Source organism: Klebsiella sp. GFKo11, from assembly GCF_056490265.1.
The window spans coordinates 5,475,678-5,500,108 of record NZ_CM151369.1 but is presented as its reverse complement, the minus strand read 5'-3'; the positions used below and the strand labels follow the sequence as shown (position 1 = coordinate 5,500,108).

24 protein-coding genes are annotated in these 24,431 nt (G+C 53.1%); 15 read left to right on the top strand and 9 right to left on the bottom strand.

Annotated features, from left to right (window positions below):
* Positions 1 to 49: 49 nt before the first annotated feature.
* Positions 50 to 958 (top strand): LysR family transcriptional regulator, encoded by a 909-nt coding sequence (locus AC07P6_RS26410; protein WP_478315045.1) that lies wholly within the window; start codon positions 50 to 52, stop codon positions 956 to 958.
* Complete coding sequence (locus AC07P6_RS26405) at positions 952 to 1,374, top strand: FosA family fosfomycin resistance glutathione transferase (protein WP_478315044.1); 423 nt, start codon at positions 952 to 954, stop codon at positions 1,372 to 1,374. The genes AC07P6_RS26410 and AC07P6_RS26405 overlap by 7 nt, the downstream gene beginning before the upstream one ends.
* A 245-nt stretch (positions 1,375 to 1,619) precedes the next feature.
* Here AC07P6_RS26405 and AC07P6_RS26400 read toward each other — a convergent pair whose 3' ends face one another.
* The 4 genes from AC07P6_RS26400 to AC07P6_RS26385 form a co-directional block, all read right to left on the bottom strand.
* Positions 1,620 to 2,963, bottom strand: coding sequence for an APC family permease (locus AC07P6_RS26400; protein ID WP_181483779.1), 1,344 nt, complete (start codon positions 2,961 to 2,963; stop codon positions 1,620 to 1,622).
* Complete coding sequence (locus AC07P6_RS26395) at positions 2,960 to 3,871, bottom strand: acetamidase/formamidase family protein (protein ID WP_182236007.1); 912 nt, start codon at positions 3,869 to 3,871, stop codon at positions 2,960 to 2,962. The genes AC07P6_RS26400 and AC07P6_RS26395 overlap by 4 nt, the downstream gene beginning before the upstream one ends.
* Before the next feature lie 247 nt (positions 3,872 to 4,118).
* Positions 4,119 to 4,454, bottom strand: coding sequence for a SymE family type I addiction module toxin (locus tag AC07P6_RS26390; protein WP_181483777.1), 336 nt, complete (start codon positions 4,452 to 4,454; stop codon positions 4,119 to 4,121).
* A 565-nt stretch (positions 4,455 to 5,019) separates the two neighbouring features.
* A complete protein-coding gene (locus AC07P6_RS26385) occupies positions 5,020 to 6,444 on the bottom strand; it encodes an aminotransferase-like domain-containing protein (protein ID WP_478315043.1) in 1,425 nt (474 codons plus the stop codon).
* A 177-nt stretch (positions 6,445 to 6,621) separates the two neighbouring features.
* On the opposite strand from AC07P6_RS26385, the gene AC07P6_RS26380 reads away from it, so the two are divergent.
* The 9 genes from AC07P6_RS26380 to AC07P6_RS26340 all read left to right on the top strand — a co-directional run bounded on the left by AC07P6_RS26380 (position 6,622) and on the right by AC07P6_RS26340 (position 15,852).
* The gene (locus AC07P6_RS26380) at positions 6,622 to 6,786 is read left to right on the top strand and encodes a DUF1127 domain-containing protein (RefSeq protein WP_304255649.1); all 165 of its coding nucleotides are present in this window, start codon (positions 6,622 to 6,624) and stop codon (positions 6,784 to 6,786) included.
* Between the two features lie 226 nt (positions 6,787 to 7,012).
* Positions 7,013 to 7,477, top strand: a complete 465-nt coding sequence (locus tag AC07P6_RS26375; RefSeq protein WP_434660290.1) for a MarR family winged helix-turn-helix transcriptional regulator — start codon at positions 7,013 to 7,015, stop codon at positions 7,475 to 7,477.
* A 6-nt stretch (positions 7,478 to 7,483) separates the two neighbouring features.
* Positions 7,484 to 8,551 (top strand): HlyD family secretion protein, encoded by a 1,068-nt coding sequence (locus AC07P6_RS26370; protein WP_434660289.1) that lies wholly within the window; start codon positions 7,484 to 7,486, stop codon positions 8,549 to 8,551.
* Positions 8,541 to 9,605 carry a DUF2955 domain-containing protein gene (locus tag AC07P6_RS26365; protein ID WP_478315042.1) on the top strand — a complete coding sequence of 355 codons (1,065 nt, stop codon included), beginning with the start codon at positions 8,541 to 8,543 and terminating at the stop codon, positions 9,603 to 9,605. The genes AC07P6_RS26370 and AC07P6_RS26365 overlap by 11 nt, the downstream gene beginning before the upstream one ends.
* Positions 9,606 to 10,170: 565 nt before the next feature.
* On the top strand, positions 10,171 to 10,539 hold the full coding sequence (locus AC07P6_RS26360; protein WP_434660286.1) for a winged helix-turn-helix domain-containing protein: 369 nt from the start codon (positions 10,171 to 10,173) through the stop codon (positions 10,537 to 10,539).
* 196 nt (positions 10,540 to 10,735) lie between these two features.
* Positions 10,736 to 11,296 carry a fimbrial protein gene (locus tag AC07P6_RS26355; RefSeq protein WP_434660285.1) on the top strand — a complete coding sequence of 187 codons (561 nt, stop codon included), beginning with the start codon at positions 10,736 to 10,738 and terminating at the stop codon, positions 11,294 to 11,296.
* Between the two features lie 72 nt (positions 11,297 to 11,368).
* Positions 11,369 to 12,064 carry a fimbrial biogenesis chaperone gene (locus AC07P6_RS26350; RefSeq protein ID WP_434660283.1) on the top strand — a complete coding sequence of 232 codons (696 nt, stop codon included), beginning with the start codon at positions 11,369 to 11,371 and terminating at the stop codon, positions 12,062 to 12,064.
* A 64-nt stretch (positions 12,065 to 12,128) separates the two neighbouring features.
* On the top strand, positions 12,129 to 14,645 hold the full coding sequence (locus AC07P6_RS26345) for a fimbria/pilus outer membrane usher protein (protein ID WP_478315041.1): 2,517 nt from the start codon (positions 12,129 to 12,131) through the stop codon (positions 14,643 to 14,645).
* A gap of 19 nt (positions 14,646 to 14,664) precedes the next feature.
* Positions 14,665 to 15,852 (top strand): fimbrial protein, encoded by a 1,188-nt coding sequence (locus AC07P6_RS26340; protein WP_478315040.1) that lies wholly within the window; start codon positions 14,665 to 14,667, stop codon positions 15,850 to 15,852.
* On the opposite strand, the gene AC07P6_RS26335 is transcribed toward AC07P6_RS26340, so the two are convergent.
* The 4 genes from AC07P6_RS26335 to AC07P6_RS26320 all read right to left on the bottom strand — a co-directional run bounded on the left by AC07P6_RS26335 (position 15,839) and on the right by AC07P6_RS26320 (position 18,380).
* The gene (locus AC07P6_RS26335; RefSeq protein ID WP_478315039.1) at positions 15,839 to 16,105 is read right to left on the bottom strand and encodes a putative Se/S carrier protein; all 267 of its coding nucleotides are present in this window, start codon (positions 16,103 to 16,105) and stop codon (positions 15,839 to 15,841) included. The genes AC07P6_RS26340 and AC07P6_RS26335 overlap by 14 nt on opposite strands.
* The gene (yjiL, locus tag AC07P6_RS26330) at positions 16,102 to 16,869 is read right to left on the bottom strand and encodes a putative 2-hydroxyacyl-CoA dehydratase activator YjiL (RefSeq protein WP_478315038.1); all 768 of its coding nucleotides are present in this window, start codon (positions 16,867 to 16,869) and stop codon (positions 16,102 to 16,104) included. Before yjiL ends, AC07P6_RS26335 begins: the two co-directional genes overlap by 4 nt.
* Before the next feature lie 9 nt (positions 16,870 to 16,878).
* Positions 16,879 to 18,030 carry a double-cubane-cluster-containing anaerobic reductase gene (locus AC07P6_RS26325; RefSeq protein WP_478315037.1) on the bottom strand — a complete coding sequence of 384 codons (1,152 nt, stop codon included), beginning with the start codon at positions 18,028 to 18,030 and terminating at the stop codon, positions 16,879 to 16,881.
* A 110-nt stretch (positions 18,031 to 18,140) separates the two neighbouring features.
* The gene (locus tag AC07P6_RS26320; RefSeq protein WP_304255670.1) at positions 18,141 to 18,380 is read right to left on the bottom strand and encodes a DUF2164 domain-containing protein; all 240 of its coding nucleotides are present in this window, start codon (positions 18,378 to 18,380) and stop codon (positions 18,141 to 18,143) included.
* Positions 18,381 to 18,753: 373 nt separating this feature from the next.
* On the opposite strand from AC07P6_RS26320, the gene AC07P6_RS26315 reads away from it, so the two are divergent.
* Together AC07P6_RS26315 and AC07P6_RS26310 are read left to right on the top strand one after the other, a co-directional pair.
* On the top strand, positions 18,754 to 19,965 hold the full coding sequence (locus AC07P6_RS26315) for a phosphoadenosine phosphosulfate reductase (RefSeq protein WP_304255672.1): 1,212 nt from the start codon (positions 18,754 to 18,756) through the stop codon (positions 19,963 to 19,965).
* Positions 19,965 to 20,591, top strand: a complete 627-nt coding sequence (locus AC07P6_RS26310; protein WP_112215137.1) for an IbrB-like domain-containing protein — start codon at positions 19,965 to 19,967, stop codon at positions 20,589 to 20,591. The genes AC07P6_RS26315 and AC07P6_RS26310 overlap by 1 nt, the downstream gene beginning before the upstream one ends.
* Before the next feature lie 148 nt (positions 20,592 to 20,739).
* Here AC07P6_RS26310 and AC07P6_RS26305 read toward each other — a convergent pair whose 3' ends face one another.
* Positions 20,740 to 21,666 carry a LysR family transcriptional regulator gene (locus AC07P6_RS26305; protein WP_287855513.1) on the bottom strand — a complete coding sequence of 309 codons (927 nt, stop codon included), beginning with the start codon at positions 21,664 to 21,666 and terminating at the stop codon, positions 20,740 to 20,742.
* Between the two features lie 224 nt (positions 21,667 to 21,890).
* Here AC07P6_RS26305 and AC07P6_RS26300 point away from each other — a divergent pair, with 224 nt between their 5' ends.
* Together AC07P6_RS26300 and metC are read left to right on the top strand one after the other, a co-directional pair.
* Positions 21,891 to 23,123, top strand: coding sequence for a dicarboxylate/amino acid:cation symporter (locus AC07P6_RS26300; RefSeq protein ID WP_142512599.1), 1,233 nt, complete (start codon positions 21,891 to 21,893; stop codon positions 23,121 to 23,123).
* 37 nt (positions 23,124 to 23,160) lie between these two features.
* Positions 23,161 to 24,351 (top strand): cystathionine beta-lyase, encoded by a 1,191-nt coding sequence (gene metC / locus AC07P6_RS26295; protein WP_478315036.1) that lies wholly within the window; start codon positions 23,161 to 23,163, stop codon positions 24,349 to 24,351.
* The last annotated feature ends 80 nt before the right edge of the window (positions 24,352 to 24,431 follow it).

Sequence of the window (24,431 nt, the reverse complement as noted above, 5' to 3'; positions counted from 1 at the left end):
GGGCGCGGCGTTATAGTAGAAATCAATTACTTTAATGACAGGTATAGTGATGATTAATATTCAGCGTCTGGACCTCAACCTGCTGCGCACCCTCGACGTGCTGCTCAGCGAAAATAACGTCACCCGGGCGGCGCAGCGTCTTAATTTGTCGCAGCCGTCGGTCAGCGTTCAGCTGGCGAGGTTGTGGGAGATTTTCGCCGATCCGCTGCTGCTGCCGGGGCCGCGTGGGATGCAGCCTACCGCCCGCGCCGATGAACTGCGCGGACCGCTGCGTGATGCGCTGCTGGCGCTGGAGCTGGCGGTCGCGCCGGTTCAGGCATTTGACCCGGCGACGGCGGCGCAGACCTGGCGGGTGGCGGCAACGGACTATATGGCATCGGCGATTCTGCTGCCGGCGCTCAACGCGCTGCGTACTGCTTCTCCGGCCAGCCGTCTGGCGGTGTTCGAGCTACAGCCCTCGCGGTTGATTCAGCAGGCGGATCGCGATGAAGTAGATCTGTTTTTCCATACTCATGACGGCGCGCCGCCGGGGTTGCATCAGCGTCTGCTGTTCCGCGAACGCTACGTGCTGGCGGGTAGGATGGGGCATCCGGCGCTGCAATCTACATTGAGCCTGGAGCAGTTCTGCCAGTTGGATCAGGTGATCGTCTCGCCGGACGGCGGGGGATTCAGCGCGGCAACCGATACCGCGCTGGCGAACCTCGGGCTGGCGCGGCGGGTTGTCCTTTCGGTGCCACATTTTCTGTTTATGCTGGAGACGCTGCGCAATAGCGAGCTGGTGGCGGTGCTACCGGAGCGTCTGGTACGTGGAGCAGGCGGCCTGACGGTTGTCGAACCGCCGCTGGCGGTGGCCGGGTTTGATATGCTGATGCTGTGGCACGAGCGCTGGCACCGCGACCCGGCGCACCGGTGGCTGCGCCAGCAAATCGTCATGTCATTAGAGGATAAGCCATGTTAAGCGGATTAAATCACCTGACCCTGGCGGTCAGCCAGCTGGCGCCGAGCGTAGCGTTTTATCAGCAGCTTTTGGGGATGACGCTGCACGCGCGTTGGGACACCGGCGCGTATCTCTCCTGCGGCGATCTGTGGCTGTGCCTGTCGCTGGACCCGCAGCGGCGCGTCACCCCGCCAGAGGAGAGCGATTACACCCATTACGCGTTTAGTATTGCGCAAGAGGATTTTGCGGGTTTTGCCGAGCGCTTGAATGCGGCTGGCGTCCCGGTATGGAAGGTGAATAAAAGCGAAGGCGCATCGCACTACTTTCTCGACCCGGATGGCCACAAGCTGGAGCTGCACGTCGGCAGCCTCGCCCAGCGCCTGGCAGCCTGCCGGGAGAAACCCTATAAAGGCATGGTGTTTTTTGGCGAGGACTAACAGTCGCGCCATCGGGAAGATAATCTGAAGCTGCATTGCGCGTTGTTTCCCCGGAGGCGGCGCTTGACGCGCCTGTCCGGGCTACCGTTCCGCAGACGGCTGGGAACCCGTAGCCCGGTCAGCGCAGCGCCACCGGGAAGATAATCTGAAGCTGCATTGTGCATTGTTTCCCCGGAGGCGGCGCTTGACGCGCCTGTCCGGGCTACCGGTCCGCAGACGGCTATGAACCCGTAGCCGGGGAGATACTACCCTTCCAGGTTCAGTTCGATATTACGTTTGAGCACCAGGCGCATCATGACGTAATAGACGACACCCACCGCCAGCCAGCTCAGCCCGAGCACCTTCGCCTGAGCGTCCATCTCATAGATAACAAAGCCGATAATGCACAGGCCCACCACCGGGAACAGCAGGTGCATCACCAGATTGCGTGACTTATTGCGAATGATGTAATGGTTGATCACGGCGATATGCAGCACCAGGAAACCCATCAATGCGCCGAAGTTCACCAGGCGGCTAAGATTATCGATATCACCATAGAACCAAAGGCCGGAAACCAGGGAAATCAGCGCCACAAACAGGGTGCTGACGTAAGGCGTTTTCAGCCTGGGGTGCACTTTTGCCAGCAGTTTCGGCAGCTGCTTATCACGCGCCATCGCAAACAGAATACGCGACACGGCAGCCTGCGCCACCAGCGCGTTGGCAATCCCCCAGGAGATCACCGTTGACCACATGGTGACGTACTTCAGCCAGTTGCCTCCCGCCAGATTAGCGGTGTCGTAAAAAGCTGTATCGAGGCTGCTGAACGTCATCCCCTGTGCCAGATCGGCGGCAATCCAGGTTTGCAGGATAAACAGCGAACCCACCAGCATTAATGCGCCCAGCGAAGCCTTGCCCACGGTATCGACGCCGCCTTTCGTTTCTTCCGAAAGCGTGGAGATCCCGTCGAAACCCAGGAACGAGAGGACGGCGATAGAGACCGCGCCCATTACCAGCGGCAGGCTAAACTTATCGGCGTTATAGAGTGGGTCGAGCGTCAAATGGCCTGCGCCCGCGCCGGAATAGAGCGCGATCAGCCCCAGCACGACGAACACCGACAGCACCACGATTTCGGCGATCAGAATCGTGTTATTGGCCCGAGCGGTAAAGGTAATGCCGCGCAGGTTAATCAGGCTGTTGATGGCGATAAAGCCGACGATCCACAGCCAGCCCGGAACGCCAGGCAGCATGGGCGCCAGCGCCGCTGCGCTGACGATATAGAGCAGCGACGGCACCAGAATATAGTCCAGCAGGATCAGCCAACCGGCAAAAAAGCCGACAATGGGGTGAATGCCGCGCTGAGCATACGCGTATACCGAACCGGAAACCGGGAAGGCGCGCGACATCGACCAGTAGCTCATGGCGGTAAAGAACATTGCCACCATACCGATGAGGTAGGCCAGCGCCACCATTCCCTGCGCGCCGTCCCAGACATAGCCAAAGACGCCAAACGGGGCGATGGGCACCATAAAAATCATGCCGTAGACCAGCAGGTCGCGGAACGTCAGCGCCCGGTGCAGCTCCTGCTTATAGCCAAACTGTTCGACGCTCATGCCTGCTCCCCTTCAATACGCAGGGAGAGCTGTTCAGCCACTGATTTCGGTAAGGCATAACGACAGGTTTTCAGCGGGTCGACCACCTGACAGATTTGCAGATCGCCTGCGATGCTCAGGATGCTGATCGCTTCCGCCAGCGTCAGGGACGTGTTATCCGCGATAAAGTGCGCCATATGGCGAGTCGCCATCGCGGCGGCCTCATCAAGCGTCAGGGCAGAGGCAAGGGTGAAGAGCGTTTCGCTGTTTTCGAGCATCGGCAGCGGTAGCTTGCGGTTTTTGACCACCGTCAGCTCCACCAGCACTTCACCGGGGATTTCCAGACCACAGACCGAGACTTCGCCATCGCCCATGGCGGCGTGTAAATCTCCCAGTCCGAACAGCGCGCCGGGCACGTTGACCGGCAGCCACAGCGTGCTGCCTGCGGTAATCATTTTGCAGTCCATATTGCCGCCGTGGCTATCCGGCGTGCCGCAGGAGATGGCTTCACCAGCCGGGGCGACACCGATCACGCCAACCATCGGATTGAGCGGAACGCGCACGTTACCGGGCAGTACGGCATGGTCGTTTTCAATGGGAACGATAGTGACCTTCGGGGCATCGAGTTCGTCGCCAATCACGCCCAGCTGCGGCGCGGTGACCATCACCGCTTGCTGACCCGTCAGGGTAATACGCTTGATCGTAACCTTAAGCGCATCGCCCGGCTCGGCACCCTCAACGTACACCGGCCCGGTCGCCGGGTTAATACGCTGCCAGTCCAGCTCGTTGAATACGGCATCGGCAGAGGTGATTTGATCAGAGAAGCAGTCGCAGGTTTCGAACAGCACTTCACTACCGCTACTTACGGTGGCGACAGGGGCGTTATCCCGCGACATGGCGTAAACCACCTGGTCTTTGGTTATTTTCATGACATTCATCCCGATTATATTGTTGTGTTTTTATATTTAGAGTTTCCCCTGGCGGGGAATCAGTGAATGTATCGGGATTATGCCGGGAAGGCAATTACGCAAGATTTTATAAACACAAACGATATATGTTTGCTGATAAATCAATTCGTTAATATTCTTACGAGGTATTATTAGCGTGTTTTATATTGGCTATCGTAGTCGGGGCGTAATGCATATGGCGGCCATATCTAGCCGCCAGTTTAGGCTGTTAACTGAAGGTTCCCTTGCTGCTTTCCACCATCGCGATCAGCTCCATGATTTGCTGCTGCTTGCGCTTTGACAGATTCTGCACACGATGAAATGCATCCTCGAGCGTGGGCTCCATCACTTTGGCGGTGAGCACAATACACTCGTCCATGACCCGTACCTCCAGCTTTCTGCCGGGGGTAAAACCCGCTTTCTCAAGCCACTGACCTTTTAAAATCAGCGCGGGTACACGGTCGTGTTTTGGATAATTCGTCACATACGACACGGTATAACTGCGTAAGGTCGAAGGAAACACTACAGGTTTAATCAGTTCTGCAATAGAATCGGCGTCAGTCATAGTCTCTATTCTCAGTCGATAGGGATTGTGATTAGCGATGTGGCCGTGTTCCCGCACGGTTACATCGCGCTAAATAACAACTGTAAATCTACCCAGTAAATAAAAATAAAGCCAGATAAAAATAGAAAATAATAAAAACGTTACTGGAAATATTTATTCAGAAATTAAAGGGGTGGAGTGGAACACTCAGGCCGGATAAGCAAAGTGCCATCTGATAATAAAAGCAAAATATCCGTTAAAAAATAAAAGGCTGCGAAAATTATCACAGCCTTTTTAATATTAGACCCCTTTCAGTAAATCAAACACCACGCGCGCAAACCCTTTCGCCAGCACCGGATTCGACAAATATTGCATCATCATCGCCTGCTCGCGGGTGTTATTGGCGATTTGCGTCATCACCGCCTGGTTTTCCGATAATTTATCGCATACAGCAAAGTCAATTTTTCGTGATATGGGTGAACCATCAAGCAATGTAACGGTAGGGCGACGAGGGTGGAGAATAAACAATGAAAACTTGGATGCAGCGCAGGAAAACAACTTTCACCGAGTGCTACACCCTATAATCTCACTCCGCCTCCCACTCCATCGCCACCTTCACCGCTTCCCCCAACCGCACCATCACCTCCCGGTGCTTCTCAATCGGCGGCAGGGCGCAGTTGATCCTTAAGCAGTTGCGATACTTCCCGGATGCCGAAAATAGCGATCCCGGTGCGACCTGGATCTTCATGCGGCACAGCTGTTTGGCGACGCAGACCATATCCACCTGCTCGGGCAGTTCGACCCACAGCATAAAGCCGCCGGTTGGACGGGTGACGCAGATGCCGCAGGGAAAATACTCCCGCAGCCAGCAGGTGTAGATCTCCATATTGCGCTGGTAAATCTGCCGCATTCGTCGCACGTGGCGATGATAGTGGCCTTCGCGAATAAAGGTGGAGGCCGCCAGTTGAGTTGAGGGGACGTTGGTGCCGCTGGCGGCGTATTTCATCTGTAAAAGCCGGTCATAGTAGCGGCCCGGGGCGACCCAGCCGATGCGCAGGCCGGGCGCGATGGTTTTGGTAAACGAGCTACAGAGTATGACCCTGCCGTCGATATCCCACGAGTGGATGGTGCGCGGGCGCGGGTAGTCGGTCGCCAGTTCGCCGTAAATATCATCCTCAAAAATCACGATATCGTGGCGCTGGGCGAGACACAGCACGGCGCGTTTGCGGGCGTCCGGCATGATGAATCCCAACGGGTTGTTGCAGTTCGGCACCAGAATGACCCCTTTGATCGGCCACTGCTCCAGCGCCAGCTCCAGGGCTTCGACGCTGATCCCGCTATTCGGATCGGTGGGGATCTCAATGGCTTTTAGCCCTAAGCCGCGCAGCATCTGCATGGTGCCGTAATAGCAAGGGGATTCGACGGCAACGATATCGCCGGGCTGACACACCGCGAGCAGGGCTAGCGACAGCGCGCTGTGGCAGCCGCTGGTGATCACCAGCTCGTCGGCGGTGACGACGGAACCGCCATCGAGCATCAGGCGGGCGATCTGCTCGCGCAGTTCGCGGCGTCCGGCCAGCTCATCGTAGCTCAGCACGTCGATAATATTATGCTGGATCACCCGGCTGAGCTCGCGCCATAGCGGTTTTAAACTTGGCTGAGATACGTCCGGAGAGCCGCCGCCGAACGGGATGATGGTTTTGTCATTGCGGGCGTCAAGCATGTTCAGCACTTGATCCCACTGAGTTATCTCCACCGGGCGTTGTACCGGGCGCGACATCGGCGGTACCGGAGGCAGGGCTTTTTGCGGGGCAACAAAATAGCCGGATCGCGGCTGCGGGGTGATCAGCTGGCGCTGCTCCAGCGTCTGATACGCCTGCTGGACGGTGCTGATGCTGACGCCGTGCTCCTGGCTCAGGCTGCGCACGGAGGGCAGCTTCTCGCCGTGGCGATACAGACCTTGTTCAATACGTTCAGCCAGCAAATTGGCCAGATGTTGGTAGCGAGTCATGCTGTATCCCTTTTTGTTGCCATACAGATGGATAAACCAGTACAGATAGGCGGTGAAAACCGCACGCAGATATCGTTTTAATCAATCTGTATGTTAAAGAAAAGTGTTTTGTGAATCTGTATTGTCTGGCCCCGGATCCGCGAAGATAAAGCCTCTGGCAAGGCGAGGAGGCAGAGGATGGAATTTCACGAGAACCGGGCAAAACAGCCGTTTATCGGCTTCGTATTTTTAGGGCGGGCGATCAGAAAATGGTGGCTTCGGATGCAAACGCGACGGATCTTGCGGCGAATGAGCGATGAACAGTTGAGAGACGTCGGATTGCGCCGGGATCAGATCAATTAAAACGTGCGGTTTTTCACCCAGCGCGCGTTCGTAGCCCCGGTAAGCGTCAGCGCGACCGGGGTTTTCCCGGAGGCGGCGCTTGACGCGCCTGTCCGGGTTACCAAACCGATACTCTATCGGGAATTTACATTCACATAATTTATCATTTCATGCTTCTCTATCCTTCGTTTCTTGATACTTACCATGATAAGTATTATTTTCCTTATCGTTAAATGAGGAAAAGAAGATGACCGAAGACGACCTGTTTGCCCGCCGCCCGATGGGGATGCGCATGGCGATGGTGGTGCGCCAGTGGCGCGCGATTATCGATTCTGCCATTACCGATACCGGCCTGACCCAGTCAAGCTGGACGGTGCTGATGCAGCTGCATCAGCTGGGGGATAACGTCTCGGTCAGCGAACTGGCGGAGGTGCAGGGCATTGAACTGCCGCCGCTGATGCGCACCCTCACGCAGCTGGAAAAGCAGGGCTATCTGCTGCGTTCTACATCGCCCTATGACAAACGCATACGCCTGCTGACGCTGACGGCGGAAGGCCGCTCGAGGCTGGACGAGCTGAACCGCGTGATTGAGACTTATCAAAATCGCGTCACCCGAACCATTCCCGAGGCGGAACTCGCCACCTTCAGCGCCACGTTAAATCACATCGCCTGCAATCTGCGGACTATCCGCGAAGAAGATAATAAGATCTAAAAAACTATGATGACCCCTGAACAGAAGTTTGCCCGTTGGGTAAGGGTGAGTATTGCCGCGTTCCTGGCGATATTCGCCTGGTTTATCGTTGCCGATATCTGGATCCCGCTCACCCCGGACTCCACCGTGATGCGCGTGGTCACGCCGGTATCATCGCGCGTCTCCGGCTATGTCTCCCATGTCTATGTCCATAACAACAGCCAGGTGAAGAAGGGCGATCTGCTCTATGAGCTGGACCCGACGCCGTTTATCAACAAAGTAGAGGCCGCGCAAATCGCTCTTGAGCAGGCGAAGCTGAGCAACCAGCAGCTGGACGCGCAGATCGCCTCTGCCCGCGCCAACCTGCGCACCGCCCAGTACACCGCCCGCAACGACAAGGTTACGCTTGACCGCTATCAGCGGCTGAGCACCATGCAGAACGTCTCCCAGTCGGACCTGGATAAGGTGCGCACCACCTGGCAGACCAGCGAACAGTCGGTCAGCGCGCTCAGCGCCAGCATCCAGAATCTGCTGATCCAGCGCGGCGAACGCGATGATGCGCGTAACGTGACGCTGCAAAAGTATCGCAACGCGCTGGAAGAGGCGCAGCTTAACCTCGGCTGGACGCAGGTTCGCGCTGAAACTGACGGCATGGTAAGCAACCTTCAGCTCAATCCCGGACTGTACGCCACTGCCGCCACCCCGCTGCTGGCGCTGGTGAGCAATCACACCGATATTGTTGCCGATTTCCGCGAGAAGAGCCTGCGCCACACCGGCGTGAATACCGATGCGGCGGTGGTATTTGATGCGCTGCCGGGTAAAGTCTTTAAAGCGCGCGTTACCAGCAGCGATGCCGGGATTCTGGCCGGGCAGGAAGAAGTCAACGGCCAGCTGTCGCAGCCTGAGCAGTCCACCCGTTGGGTGCGCGATGCCCAGCGCATGCGTATCCACGTGGCGCTGGAGGAGCCGCTGGACAAGCCGCTGCCCACCGGCGCGCGCGCCACGGTGCAGCTCTATAATAGCGATGGCCCGTTTGCCCGCACCTTTGCTGGGGCGCAGATCCATCTGGTGAGCCTGCTGCATTATGTCTATTAATACTCTGGCGCGGGTCTTTACCCCGCATGGCAATATCGTCTACACGGCGAATGATTTTCGCCAGACGCTGCGCATCGCCGTCGCCGGAACTATCGCGCTGAGCATTTCGACTTTCTACGACGTGCAGTACGGCGTCTTTTTCGTGGTTTACCCGCTGATGCTGCTGTCGCTGGTGCCGGTATTTAACCGTCATGTGGCGCGGCAGTTTGTATTTAGCGCAGCGGTGAACTGCGTCGAAATGGTGCTGATCGTCGGCTATCTTTCGCAGTGGCCAGTGATTATGACCCTGGTCGTGTTTGGCCTGTATGTGATGCGTTTTCGCTTTATGAGCCAGGGGCCGTTGTTTCTGCTGGGTTCGATGGGCGTGGTGTGTCAGAGCACGATGCTCAACTTTATGAGCTATCCCACCAGCAACTGGCACACGCTGATGTTCTCCAACATGGAGGCCTGCGTGATGGCGGTGGCCCTCAGCGCGCTGCTGAACTACTTTATCCCGGACGTGGAACCGCGCAAGCCACCGCCGCGCATTGAAAAAGATGCCGCGCGTATTCGCCATGAATCGCTGCTCTCCGGCAGCGTGGCGACGATGATCTTTGTTATCTTCCAGGTCTGCGATTTGAGTGATTCCCTGTCGGCGCTGATGGCGGGGATTTTGATTCTCTTCCCGATGCACTATCGCGGCGCGGTGATCAGCTCGATCTGGCGCGTGGTGGGGGTGGTGCTGGCCTGTCTCTATATTCTGCTGGTGCAGCTGGTTATCTATGATTTCAGCAACCATATGGTGCTGATGATGCCGCTGATTGGCCTCGGCCTGGCCTTTAGCGCTCGCCTGCATGTGATGGAGAAAGTCGGCGCGGGCGTGGGCTTCGCCAGCATCACCACCATCGGCATTATGTTCGGCCAGAACCTGCATCCGGACCAGGATCTAATATTCAGCGATCTGTATCGCATCACCTCGGTGACCGTCGCGCTGGTGGCAACGCTGACTATGGTCTTTCTGGTGCATCGAATCCTGAACTGTTTTGCGCCGACGCGGTTTGTGATGACGGAGTAATCCGTATTTTGGCTTAGGAATAATAGTTTTGGTTTAACGTTTCGTTGGAAATGAAAGGGGGAGGTCTTTTTTATTCCCCCTAAAATAATATCGAATAAGAGCGAGCTTATTTTAAATAAATAAAAAGAATATTTGGTTGGTAAACAATCATAAATACGAATGCTTTTGGTTTTTGTTACATAAAATGAATTTAGTTCATACTTTTATCCGGGCATTTCATGTGTTTGTAATTTGTTGATTTTTAAATTACATTCTTTTGCAATGGTTTTTTATCCTGATTATTTTGCTAAATAAAGTTTTATGTTTTTAATATTTTGCATTATCTCATTGAGATTATTCTTTAAGTGTTTTGGTTTTTTACTTCACAATTCTGAATTTCATCAGTTTTTTACTCTTTATTTTTTTGGTTTCAATAGTGTTTTACTCTAAAAGTAATGGATCTTGAGGTTTTTTTAATATTGGGATTATAATCATTTCAGGAAATAAGATTATTATTAGGCTGCGCCGGGAAAAAAATTATATTCACTTGATATATAATTATGGATAATTATATGAGGATATGTGAATGTCATTCTCTGTTTTTGGTTTTCTGATTGATGATGCAATTTTCTGTTTCGATAGCCCACTTAAAATTGTTAGTGTTTCTAGTCAGTTGCATGGGGATAGTCCTATTGCTTTACGTAGTACTATGTCTAATCTTTTATTCTTTCTTCTAATGCAACATCAAAAGGAAGTTATTACCGATAATGAAATTATGCATCATGTCTGGGATAAAAATGGGTTGAGTTCGTCACATTCCAGATTAGTGCAGGTGATATCAGCCTTAAAGCAAAACCTGATGTTAGCTGGCGTTGACGAGAATATGATTGAGCGAATCCCTGGGAAAGGGTACAGAATTACCTCTGATAATATAAAAATACTCTACCAATCTTGATTGTTGGTTGTGCAGATATTTATTTTGTAAATATATAAACCAGGTGGCAACTTTATCAGTACTAATATTACTATATCAGTGCTAATAAATAATTGACTGCTATGGGACCGTGTATGTTGGCGTTTAAATTCCAACGGAAGTGTTTTTTATAAATGACATCCCCTTATCCAGGGACTTTTTTAACATGGAGTTAAATATGAAGCGTTTATTATTATCTACCGCTGTGGTTTCCTGCCTGGTTGCTGCGGGCGCTCAGGCCTCTGATGGGCAAATCAATTTCAAGGGTAGTTTAACTGATTCTACCTGCCAGATTGCTATTGATGGTTCAGCATCTCCGGCTACGGTCGTATTACCGACACTTTCAACCGCGTCTTTGGCGACTTCGGGCACCACTGGTGGTCGTACTCAATTTAATATCGAGCTTTCTGGTTGTACCGGCCTGGTAACCACGTCTACGGCGGCCGCTTACTTTGAAGGTGGCGCAACTGTAGACAGCGTTACCAATAACCTGGTGAATACCACTTCAACCGGTGCTGGCAACGTCCAACTGCAGTTGGTTGATGTTCAAAGCGATAGCGCTATTAAGGTGGGCCATAACTCGCAAAGTTCAACCAACACGCCGGTTGTTATTCCGAATACTGCCGGGGCGAGTACTGGTACCACCATTCTGCCTTATGCCGTTCAGTACTATGCGACCGGTGCAACGACTCCAGGTCTTGTAACCAGCAACGTCAGCTTCAGCATTAACTATCAGTAAATTCATCGTCATTGGATGACATGTGAAACACCGATGGAAGGAATTCCATCGGTTAACAGGAAGGATTCCGTAATGAAAAAAAGCATTCTTACTATGCTGTTTGCGATAACTGCGGTCTTTCCTGCCTGGGGCTCAGTGGTTATCTCCGGAACGCGTGTTATTTACCCGGCAACCGAGCGGGAAGTCACCGTGATGATGGAAAATAAAGGCAGTATGCCGGTACTTATCCAGTCCTGGGTGGATAATGGCGATCCAACTTCAACCCCGGATACGGCAACCGCGCCGTTTGTATTAACCCCGCCGATTAATCGCGTTAATGCCGGGAAAGGGCAAACGCTACGTATTCGCTATACAGGTGAAGTATTGCCGCAGGATAAAGAATCTATTTTTTATCTTAATGTTCTTGAAATTCCGCCAACGGTGAAAGGTGAGCTAGCAGAGAAAAATATGCTATCGATGGCCTTTCGCTCTCGGCTGAAACTCTTTTATCGCCCACAAAAATTAATTAAAAATGCGAGTGAAGCACCGGAAAAAGTTGTCTGGAAGCGCCAGGGAAATAAAGTTACCGCGCACAATGCTACGCCGTACCATGTGACGGTGGCCTACTTTTCGGAAGATGAAAAGGGGGAGAAAAGATTAGGGGCAGGCAGCATGTTAACACCAGGTGAAACTCATACCTGGACATTGGAGCGCGTGACCCCTAGCTGGTACCCCATGATTATCAATGACTACGGTGCATTGCGCCCGGTGAGTCCCGATACGAAATAAATTGCTGCGGTATTTATTGACGTCGCCGCCCTGTAAACAGTAATGGAATAGAACGGGGTTTTTGATGATTCGTTCCTGCTATTTTAAACCGACGCCGTTGGCCATGGCGATTACTCTGAGTTTTAGCCCTTTTGCCGTCGCGCAGGACGCAGATGAAGTGCAGTTTAATAGCACGTTTATGAGCCAGGGTAGCCAGAAAAAAATAAATCTGACCCATTACGAACGTAACAGGGCCGTACCCGGTAAATACCGCGTAGAACTGCGAATTAATAATCAATATCAGGGTTTTCAGGATATTACGGTGAGCGAAAGTTCGCCGCCTGCTAATTCGGGCGCTATTTGCCTGACGACCGGGGCGTGGCGCACGCTACCGCTGAATGTTGAGAAGCTTAGTGATGACGCGCAGAGGCTTTTAGCCGATAGCGCTGATGACGATTGCCTATCGGTGACGGTGATGATTCCGCAGGTAAAGATGGAGTTTGATACCGGCAACCAGACGCTGGATTTAGAGATCCCGACGCTTTATCTGATGCGCAATCCACGCGGTTATGTCAGCCCGGCGTTATGGAACAACGGTGTAACCGCAGGGCTGCTAACCTACAACGCAAACTATTACCACCAGCAAAATCGGGGAACGGAAAACGACAGCGCCTATACGGGGATCACGACGGGTTTTAACCTGGGTAACTGGTATTTTCGTCACAATGGCAACTGGAGCTGGCAGGATGATGTGGGAAGCCACTACCAGGCGCTAAACACCTACGTCCAGCGCGATATTCCAGCGATAAAAGGCCGTCTGTCAATTGGGGATCGCAATACCCGGGGTGAGCTGTTTGATACCCTCGCATTTCGTGGCATTCAGCTGGCGAATGAGGAGCAGATGCTACCCGATTCCCAGCGTGGCTATGCGCCAGTTGTGCGTGGAACCGCTCGCACATCAGCGAAGGTGCAAATTTTTCAGCAGGGGCGTTTGTTGTACGAAACGGCCGTTTCGCCCGGTCCGTTTGAAATTAACGATCTCTATCCTACGGGCTACGGCGGCGACCTGCAGCTGGTGATTAAGGAAGCGGATGGCTCCGAGCAGCAGCAGATAATCCCCTACGCGGCGACCAGTAATTTACTGCGTTCTGGCACTAACCACTACAGCGCGACGATGGGTAAGCTGCGTAAAGATCAGGTGGAAAGTGAGCCTGCTTTCGGTGAGCTGACGTGGAGCCGCGGACTGAACAATTTTTTTACCGGCTATGCGGGGCTTCAGGGGAATGAAGATTATCAGGCCGGTATCCTGGGTATGTCACTGGGTACGCCTGTGGGGACATTCTCTCTTGACGCCACTCAGGCGCAAACTCAGCTGGATAAGCCTTTGCTGGGCTATGGCAAACGCATGTCAGGGCAAAGTTATCAGTTGAAGTACAGCCAGTTTATTATGTCGACGGGCAGTAATTTTAACGTCGCGGCGTACCGTTATTCGACCGAAGAATACCTGGACTTTATGACGGCGATGCAGATCCGCGATGCGCAGAAATATGGCGAGAGTACGTGGGATATTCACCGTCCAAAAAGCCGCCTGAGCATCAGCGCCAGCCAGAACCTGCCTGAGGGATGGGGAAATTTTTATCTCAATGCCTGGCAGCAGGATTACTGGGACAACAATCAAGGCACCGATCGCCAGTACCAGTTTGGCTATAACAACAGCCTGGGACGGGTGAGTTACGGGCTAAGCGTCAGCCGTAACCGTAATGGCGATGGTGATTATGAAAACCACTATCAGCTGACGTTGAGCATCCCGCTCGGCAGTTCAACGCCGTTCAGCCAGATGTCGCTGAACCTGAATCACGATCCCGGCGGCGTAGTGCGCGAGCAGCTTGGGGTGAGCGGCACGGCGCTGGAAGATAATTCGCTGAGCTATGGCCTTTCAGCATCAAATACCAATAACGGTGGCTCAACGAGCGGTTCGCTGAATACCTCGTTACGCAGTTCGCTGGCGATGCTCCAGGCGCAGGCGGGAACAGGTAAACACTACAGCAACTACTCTTTTGGCATGAGCGGCGGAGCGGTTGTGCACAGCGGCGGCGTGACGTTGACCCCTTATACCGCTGACACCATGGCGCTGGTCGAGGCTAAAGGCGCTCAGGGGGCAAAAGTGAGTGGTTATCCTGGCGTCACGGTCGACCGCTTTGGCTACGCTATCGTTCCTTACCTGAATGCCTATCAAAACAATCTGATTGAGATTGATCCAAAAGGTATTTCGGAGAACGTTGAGCTGGAAAACACCAGTCAGAAAATCGCGCCTTATAGCGGGGCGGTGGTCAAGCTGCGTTTTGATACCGTACAAGGGCAGGCGGCGATGATTCGACTGACTAACGCTCAGGCAATTCCGTTTGGCGCCGATGTGCTGGATGCGGAGCAAAACGTGGTTGGCGTGGTCGGTCAGGGGCAACGTATTTTTGCCCGGCTTTCTCATGCTTCAGGCCAACTGCGCGTGCGCTGGGGAACGGAGAAAGAGGATTCCTGCGCCATCAACTACTCGCTTCCGGCATCGTCGTCGGAGATCGTAAACATTAATGCTGAATGCCGCTAATTTCCAGGGAGGACTAAGTATGCCAACTAAAAGCTGGCTACGATGGGGGCTGGCAGGGTTATTACTGCTGCCGTTTGTTTCATTCGCGTCCATTACCTGTACGAAAAACTATTCTGGTCGTACGTCTTACGTTGAGCAAAATGTCTCGGTTTTAGGCAAAGCCCTGATGGTTTCGGCATTACGTGATTTACCCGTGGGGTCTGTACTTTACAGACAGTATATTTTTGATGCCGATACGCAGGTCATCGGTGTTGATGACTGTATTTCGAACGTGGCCGGTGGGGAGTTAATTCAACTCGTCCATTCATTAAATATTGAGGGCGCACTGCCTGCTGTTGTCGGGCAGTACCAGGGGCTCAATGTTTACAGTTCAGGGGTTTCCGGGATTGGTGTGGTTGTCGCTGTTACCTACAATAATAATTCAACATCGTTATATGGGTTGCCGGATTCCTCTACCACTCGAACGAACATTCCTGACACCGAATCGAGGCGCTTTGGCACGGTTTTCTCCGATCAGGCTTTTGAACTTCTGCTGGTGAAAGTCGGGGATATATCTCCAGGCGTTTGGATGGTGGCATTTAACTACCCAGCGATTACTCGTTCTGCTCAGGCCACGAATGCCACCGGTGTGACCCAGGACTATGGCTACCGCTGGAACATCTCAGGTAGTGTGAATGTTGTTGCCGGTACCTGCCAGACGCCGGATGTGACGGTGCCAATGGGGGAACACTCAATTGCGCAATCGACGACGACCGAATGGGTGGATTTCAACATCAATCTGCTGAACTGTCCGCCGATGTATGGGCGCTATAACCGCAACGCGTCGGATTCGTCGTCGACGGCGGTGATACGTTGGACAAGTAAAGGTGATTATACGATCGCTGGGCCGGATAAGCCGAATAGCATTGGTTTTTTGCTTAACCCGGTGAGCGGCTATCAAACGCTGGCCGCGGGCGGCGAGTGTGCAGCGCTGACTGATGATACCGATATGGCAAAAGGTATGTGTCTGGAGATCCAAAATCGCGATAACGTGAATGTGTTAACCAATTCTAAAGCCAATACGCTGACCGACTCTGGCCTGACGCTGCTGCAAACCACCGCCAGCTACGCGATACCGCTCAGAGCGCGCTATGCCCGCAACAATGAAAGTACGCTGCGGGCAGGTAAGGCTGATACGGCGGTAGAGTTCACCATCAACTATCAGTAATGTGCTGAGCTGGGAACGAGTGCAATGGTTGGAATTCCTGGTCCTCGACGCGAAAAATCGCTTCCGTCTGGCCTGGAATAACCCATCGCTGCTCCTCACCCGATTCACAGCTCAGGTAAATGCACAGTCCGCAGCCGCCGCGCAGCTGGCGCGGAATGTCCTTCACCCGGAAGGTCATTCCCGCTGCCTGCAAGGCTTTGCGGGTGCGCACCACGCCCACCGTTGAGTGAAATAAAAACAGATATTCCGTCATCGGCGGCTCCTTTGACGTAAACCGATCAGCGCCGCGCCGATTGCCCCGGCAAACTGGGCGTCGGGATGGATATGCACCGCCATGCCGACGTGGCCTTCCAGCATTCGCGCGAATGCCGCGCAGTGGCTGACGCCGCCGGTAAACAGCAGCGGGCCCTGCGCCGACAGACGACCAATAAAATTGGCGCTGCGCCGGGCCATGGCGTTGATCACCCCGGCGAGGATCGCTTCCGGCGGCACCCCGGCTGAACGCAGGCTGATGACCTCGGATTCGGCAAACACCGTGCACATGCTGGTGATCGCATGCGGCTCGACGCCTTCAGTGATGCTATCCAACTGTTCGACGCTGGCCCCGAAGGTGCGCGAGATAACCTCCAGAAAGCGTCCGGTGCCCGCCGCGCATTTGTCATTCATCAGAAAGTCGGTGAGATTGCCGTCGTCATCCAGTTGGATGACCTTGCTGTCCTGGCCGCCGATATCGATAACCGTGCGGGTCTCTGGTGCCAGCAGACGGGCGCCGAGACCGTGGCAGGAGATCTCCGTCACCTGTTTATCGGCAAAGTCCACCAGCTGGCGGCCATAGCCAGTTAAGGTTAAAAACGGGCGTTCATCCAGCCCGGCGCAGAGCGTTTCCCACGCTTCAACGATGGCATCGGCGGGGCGAAACGGCGTCGGGCAGAGAAAACGGCGCTGGATCGCGCCGTCCTGGAGCAGGATGCCTTTGGTGGCGGTAGAGCCGGAATCAATCCCTACGGTAAACGTCACTCATGCCCCCTACAGCATTTCAATAAAGGCCGCGACGCGGGTGCTGAGCTGACCGATATCCGCTGTCGAATAGTCGGTCTCAATGGCGATATAGGGAATGTTGTGCTGGTTACGCACATGGCGTTTAATCGCCAGCGATTCCACTGCATAGGTGTGGCAGGCCTGCAAAATGACATCCACCACGCCGTCGGCCTGGTACTCTTCTACCATCTGGCTGAGCAGGGTTAAGCGCTGGTCGTTAGGCGAGATGCAGGAGCAGCCGATGGCGAGGTATTTGTCGGTCAGGGCATCGTAGACGTCGCCGGTTTCGTCGACGCAGTGCTCGGTGGCTTTGGCGCCGGTGCAGTTTTCAAAGCCGACGACCCAGCCGCCGTTGTCTTCAATCGCCTTCACCACTTTTTCCGCCGCGCCGCCAATCGGGCAGCCGGTGATGAGAATGCGCGGTCGCGCTTCCAGCCGTTTGCCCTCTTGCCATTCCTGACGAACCCGCTCGGCCATGCTATTGAGTTCGTTAATCAGCGCCTCTTTGTCGAAGCGGAAAGTCGCGCCGTAGACCACTTTTAAAATATCGCTGCCGCTGAGCGCAGGGGGGGTGAGCTGTCCGACGCGGTAGAAGTTCGCCAGCGCCCGGCGTTCGCGGTTCTTAAGGATAATGGCGTCGCGCAGCGCGGCTTCGGTAATCGGCGCGCCGAAGCGGTCTTCTACCGCCCGTTGCAGGCGCAGGATTTCTGCTTTCCACAGCGCGCGGGAGGAGTCGTCGTTGGCGCTATTCGGCAACTGCATGACGTGCACGGCTTTGAATTCGGCCATGTATTCATACATTTTCTTTTTGCCGTCGCAGGTGGTTTCACCGACGACGAGGTCGGCAAAGTAGAAGTAGGGGCATTTGTCGGTTTTGCCAAAGCCGTAGCTGCTTTTAATCAGCGGACAGAGGTTGCGTGGCAGGTCTTTCTCCGCCTCTTCAATCGTTTCGTCAGAGGTGGAGCACAGTGAAACCACCACTGCGCCCACGGCCATCGGGATCTCCTGCGGCATAAAGGTGCAGTAGGTGCCGACCAGAGGAATGTTCTGTTCTTTAAGATCCATGACCGTGAGAAAGCCCTTCTGGCGAGCTTCGGAGAATTGGTCAAAAATGGCGGGTAGATCGGTGATAAGCGACATGGTTTTCCTTCCCCGTACACGGGAGATGATGAAAGAACCCGCATTATAACCATATTAATAGTAAGTCTTTATTGATCTCCCACTCATGTCGAGCTATTGGACGGTTGGCGCTAATAGACTTTTTTCAGATCCATCTCTTCCTGAATTCGATCGCTCCAGGCGACGTGGGTGCTAATTGCCGTATCAATCCCGGCGTTAAAAAACATCGGCCCTAGCTCTTTGGCGATAAAATCGACGAAAAACTCGGCGTCAAACTGCTCCAGCTCTAGTTCAAAATTCTCTTCGCAGTATTTACATAGCTTCTCGCGCAGAAGATCGCGTTGTGCCGGGCTGAGATCGATATCGCTCATAGCATTCCTTTATAAATATCGCTAGCGTTAAACAGGGTCGGGATTATATCCGATATTGGCGATGCAGTTGCGCTAAGGTGTGATGTTTTTCTCCCTGGAAGGGATGATATCGATACAATATCCCAAGGGGTAAATGTGATAGAGATCACATCTTTGCGGGTTAAATGAAGATAATAAGGGGTGTTATCGTAACTTTATGAATTTAAATGGGATAATATCTTTTTTCGATGTGAATAACATTTAGTTGCGCTCGCTTTTTTTCAGCATGTGGATATCTATTTGAATAATCTATGGACCTGATTTAAGGTCATCTGGCTTACGGAATTTATCTATAAGTATATTCTGACAGCGATTCATTTATCAGGGGCGAAGGATGAAACGCGTAAAACTGAATATGAATGTTTTTGACGCTGCTCTGATGCGCCTGGATTGGGTATTTGATACTTTCGAGCAGGTTTGTTTATCTTTTTCCGGCGGTAAAGACTCAACGGTATTATTTCATCTCGCAGCGGCCGTTGCGCGTCAAAAAGGGAAAAAGTTTGCGGTATTGTTCGTGGATTGGGAAGCGCAGTATTTATTAACTATCCAGCACGTGCAAAATATGAAAGACCGCTATCAGGACGTGGTGAGCCAGTTCTACTGGGTGGCGCTGCCCATGACGACGGTGAGCGGCGTATCGCAGCATGAGCCGGAATGGGTTGCCTGGCGGGCCGGCGTTGAATGGGTGAGGCAACCGCCCGATGACGCGATCACCGACGCCGGTTTTTTCCCTTTTTATCAGCCCGAAATGACCTTTGAAGCTTTTGTTCCAGCGTTCTCGCACTGGCTGGCAGCGGGCCGGAGCCTCGCTTCGCTAATCGGCATTCGTACCGATGAGTCGCTGCATCGCTATATGGCGCTGACCTCGCCAACTAAACTGCGTTTTGAGGACGATAAGCCCTGGACGACCGCCTCGCCTGAGGGGTTCAGCTATACCTGCTATCCGCTCTATGACTGGCGTACTCGCGATATCTGGATTTTTAACCACAAGTCGAGGCTGCCCTACAACCCGCTTTATGACCTGATGCATCGCGCCGGAGTACCGCTAAAGAATATGCGCGTCTGCGAGCCTTTTGGCCCTGAGCAGCGGCGCGGTCTATGGCTGTATCACATTCTGGAGCCGGAGACGTGGGAGCGCATGTGCCGACGAGTATGCGGCGCGCATAGCGGCGCGATTTACGCCAACGCCAGCGGCGACTACTTTGCTCTGAAGACGAAAATCCGCAAGCCCGCGCACTTTAGCTGGCGCGAATATGCGCTCTTCCTGCTCGACAGCATGCCGGAAAAAACCGCTGAACATTACCGCAATAAAATCGCCATCTATCTGCACTGGTACCAGACCCGTGGTTTCCCCGACGATATCCCCGATGAGCAGGAAAAAGATCTCGGCTATCGCGATGTTCCCTCATGGCGGCGGATTTGCAAGACGTTGCTGAAAAACGATTTCTGGTGCCGGATGCTGTCATTCAGCCCGACGCAGCCTAAGCACTATGAACGGTACTGTCGGCTTATGAGCAATAAACGTAAAGAGTGGAGGACGCTCTGATGTCACCGGATGTGGCTAAAACAGTGATCGAATATCTTGAGTCGTTTGACGATCTTGACCTGAAAATCAAAGCGATTAACGAGCTGAAGAGCCTGATTCATCAGCACAGCCCGTTTTGTCGCGAACCGGTTGACTGCGTGCTGTGGGTCGAGTCCAAAACGGTAGAGGCAAATGACTATAATCCTAACGTGATGGCGACTGTGGAAAAGAAACTTCTGGAGCGATCCATCGAACTGGATGGTTTCACCCAACCGGTGGTGGTGGCCCGCCAGCAGCGGCGGCATCTGGTCGTGGATGGTTTTCATCGCCACCTGATTGGTAAGACGCGTCCGGAGCTGAGTCGACGCCTGCATGGCTATCTTCCGGTGACCCTGATTAATGCTGAACGCGAGGGGCAGAAAGAACGTATTGCCGCCACTATTCGTCACAATCGCGCCAGAGGAAAGCACCAGATCGCGGCGATGTCGGATATCGTCCGCGATTTGCACCGTCAGGGATGGGACGATCGGCGCATTGGCGAAGAGCTCGGTATGGATGCCGATGAGGTACTGCGCCTTAAACAGATCAGCGGCCTGACGGAGCTGTTCGCCGACGAGAGCTTTAGCGAAGCCTGGACTGTGGAGTAGCGCGCTTCCAGGAGGTCGCGAGACGCTCTTCCTGTCCAAAGTGCACCGCCCCAACGCGATGGCCAACAGCAGTAGCTGGAGCGCCGGTAGTCCGGCGCGTTTGGTGTTTATCAGGTAAGGGTCGAAGACTGACGGGGAGCGCAAACGTTCATCCGGGGATCCAGTTATCCCATGTGGGCAGCGTTCCCAATTCCGCAACCAGAAAATCGATAAATGAACGCACCTTCGGATTACTGTATTTGCTGGGAAAATAGAGTGCATACAGGGCGTGCGTTTCACACGTAATAGTGCCATCAAGCAGCAGCGGCGTGATTTCCTCTTTTTGAATATGCCCGCCAATCAAATAAGTTGGCAGGTATGCGACGCCTTGATCCTCTAACACGGACTTCAACAGCACCAGGCTGCTGTTCGCTTGAATAGGCATATGAAGTTTCAATTGATGCATGCGATCCTGCTCGTCAGCTATTTTCAGCACTGGCGTGAGGCCGGGGTACACCAGGCAATCGTGGCCTGCCAAATCAATTCGGCGTTGGGGAATCCCTTTTTTAGCGAGATAACCCGGAGAAGCGCAGTATGCCCAGCGGATCGGTACCAGCTTGCGCATGGCGTAGTTTTGCGGCGGTGCGGTCGAGATACGCAGAGCGATATCGAAATCAGTTTCATTCAGATTGATAAAATTATCATTCAGGTCGATATAAAGATTCACATCCGGAAATTTCGTGCGGTATTTATCAACCAGGTTGACCAGATGGGAATAACCAAATGCAATTGAACATGTGACACGTAATTCCCCTTGCGGATTTTGGTCATAGCTGGAAGTGGTATTGAGCGTTTCATCGAACTCCTGCAGTAATTTATTAGCGCGGTTAAACAAATATTGCCCTGCATCGGTCAGAGTAATACTGCGGGTCGTACGTTTAATTAAGGTGGTTCCTAGCGAGTTTTCCATTGCCGCCAGGCTTTTACTGACTGCCGAAGGCGACACGTTGAGCTGTGCCGCGGCCTCAGATAATCCTCCACAGTCTACGATTTTGATAAAAAATTCTAAATTTTTTAGGGATATTTGTGCGCTCATTTTTTCCTTTTATTCACAAGTGATTTGCAAAAACGGTACGAATAGGCGGTTACATTGGCAATTTAAACATGTAATTATTGATTAATAGGAAATAAAACGCGTTTAAAGTGAATAAATAACAACTTAAGTGAGTTGCATCACAAAATGAAGGGAGGAAAGACAAAAAATCATCAAATTGTGAATTTAATCTCATTTAATATAATTTAAATTAAAAGGTGCCGGTTATGTGGACACGACTCGAACCCTACAAATCTTCTATTATTCTTTTATCCGCTCTGGTTGCTGGTGGGCTGTTAGGTATTTACGCTCCAGCATTAGCAAGCAAATTGCAGCCAGTCGGTCAGATATTTCTAAACCTGTTATTTATGATTATCGTTCCGCTGGTGGGTATCAGCGTGATGTCCTCTATTGCCAGTATGACCGACCTGAAAAGGCTGGGGCGCATTATGGCAATTATCTTTATTGTTTCTATCGCGATGGCGTTTATTCCAGCAGCCGGGATTGTAGCGCTCGCGCTTTGGTATAACCCAGCGCAAGGCGTCACTATCGATCTCTCTCAGTCTGTACAGGCAGGGAGCGGAAAGATGGACTTTGTCAGCATGATCACCACTAGCGATTTTATCGGGCTGTTCTCTAAGTCCAATATTCTTGCGCTGATCGTGATGGCGATTATCGCCGGTATTGCCATTGGGCAATCGGAGCAGGCGGGTAAACGCATCGCGTCGCTGTTGGAAGATATCAACACCGTCATTATGAAGATTGTTTCCATCATCATGAAGGTCGCGCCAGTGGGGCTTGGCTGTTATTTCGCTGCGACGATGGCAAGCCAGGACTCCGCGCTGTTGTTGACCTTTGCCCGTGCTATCGGCCTGTTTATGGCAGCCACGCTGGTCTATTACATCTTTGGCTCGATTTTTTATTCGTACATTGGCGGCGGCATTCCAGCGGTGAAGGCTTTCTGGCGGAACGCTATCGAGCCATCAGTTACCGCGCTGGGAACCTGTTCCTCATTAGGAACCTTACCCGTGACGCTACGAGCCGGTAAAGCGATGGGGATTAACCCGGAAATCGTCGACGTCTCAATTCCGCTGCTGGTCAACCTGAATAAAGGCGGCGTGGCGATGATCGCGGCGTTGAAAATTGTCTTTATTTACTCGGTATTGGGAATGGAATTCACCGCTGAGACGTTCTTCCTGACGATGCTGATCGCCGTGCTTTCCGCCATCATCGTCGGCGGCGTACCGGGTGGCGCATTTCTTGGGGAAATCTTTATTGTCACTACGCTGGGGCTACCAATGGAAGCCATCCCAATGCTGGTGGTGCTGGGGGCGATAACGGACGCTCCGGCGACGCTTATCAACGTGATCCACGATTTAAACGCGGCGCAGATAGTGGAGAGGTTTGCCGGGAAAAAGCAGGTGATTGCTGAGGCGAACTCGCCGGTCGCGGCGGTGTAGGTTTTCCATACGGATTAAGCAGTTAACAGGAGATATTATGAACGATTCTATCAAGCTCGAAACGCAACTGATCGTCGCTGGACGTGACAAACGCTACACTCAGGGGGCGGTAAACCCGGTCATTCAGCGCGCCTCTTCGCTGGTATTTGATACCGTGAAGGACAAAAAATTTGCCACTGCGAATCGCGCTAATGGAGAACTGTTTTACGGTCGTCGTGGGACTTATACCCACTTTGCGTTTCAGAAGGCGATGAGTGATTTAGAAGGTGGAGTGGGCTGCGCGCTTTATCCTTGCGGTGCTGCGGCGGTGACTAACGCGATTCTGGCATTCGTCGAAAGCGGCGATCATATCCTGATGACCGGGGCTGCCTATGAACCGACCCAGGATTTCTGCAATAAGATCCTGAGTAAATTCAATGTTGAGACCACGTATTACGATCCGATGATTGGCGCGGGTATTGTGGACCTTCTGCGCCCTGAAACCCGGGTGGTGTTTCTTGAATCGCCCAGTTCCATCACCATGGAAGTGCAGGATGTGCCCGGCATGGTGAAAGCTATCCGTGCGGTTAACTCTGAAATTATCATTATGATCGACAATACCTGGGCGGCGGGCGTGCTGTTTAAGGCTCTGGATTATGACGTCGATATCTCCATACAGGCTGGAACAAAGTACACCATTGGTCATTCCGATGGGATGCTGGGCACCGCGGTTTCCAACGCTCGCTGCTGGGATCGTCTGCGTGAGAATTCATATCTCATGGGGCAAACGCTGGATGCCGACACCGCTTACAACGGCAGCCGTGGGCTGCGTACGCTGGCCGTTCGCCTTAAGCAGCATCAGGAGAGCAGTATTCATATTGCTCGCTGGCTGTCGGCAAGGCCGGAAGTGGCGCGAGTCAACCATCCGGCGTTACCGGAATGCCCGGGCCATGAATATTTCCAGCGTGATTTTACCGGAAGCTCTGGTCTTTTTTCCTTTGTGCTGAAAAACAGACTGACCGACGAGCAGATGGCGAATTTCCTCGATAATTTCTCTCTGTTTCATATGGCCTATTCCTGGGGTGGGTTTGAGTCGTTAATTTTGGCAAACCAGCCGGAGGAACTGAACAGCATTCGCCCGGCGGGGGATGTCGACTTCAGCGGGACGCTGGTGAGGGTACATATCGGGCTGGAGGATGTGGGGGATTTGATTGCCGATCTGGAAGCCGGATTTACTCGTATTGCTTGATAAATAACGCCCCACAGTATTTTGTAGGCCGGGTAAGGCGCTAGCCGCCACCCGGCAAAAATGCGAGCACCATAGCTAAA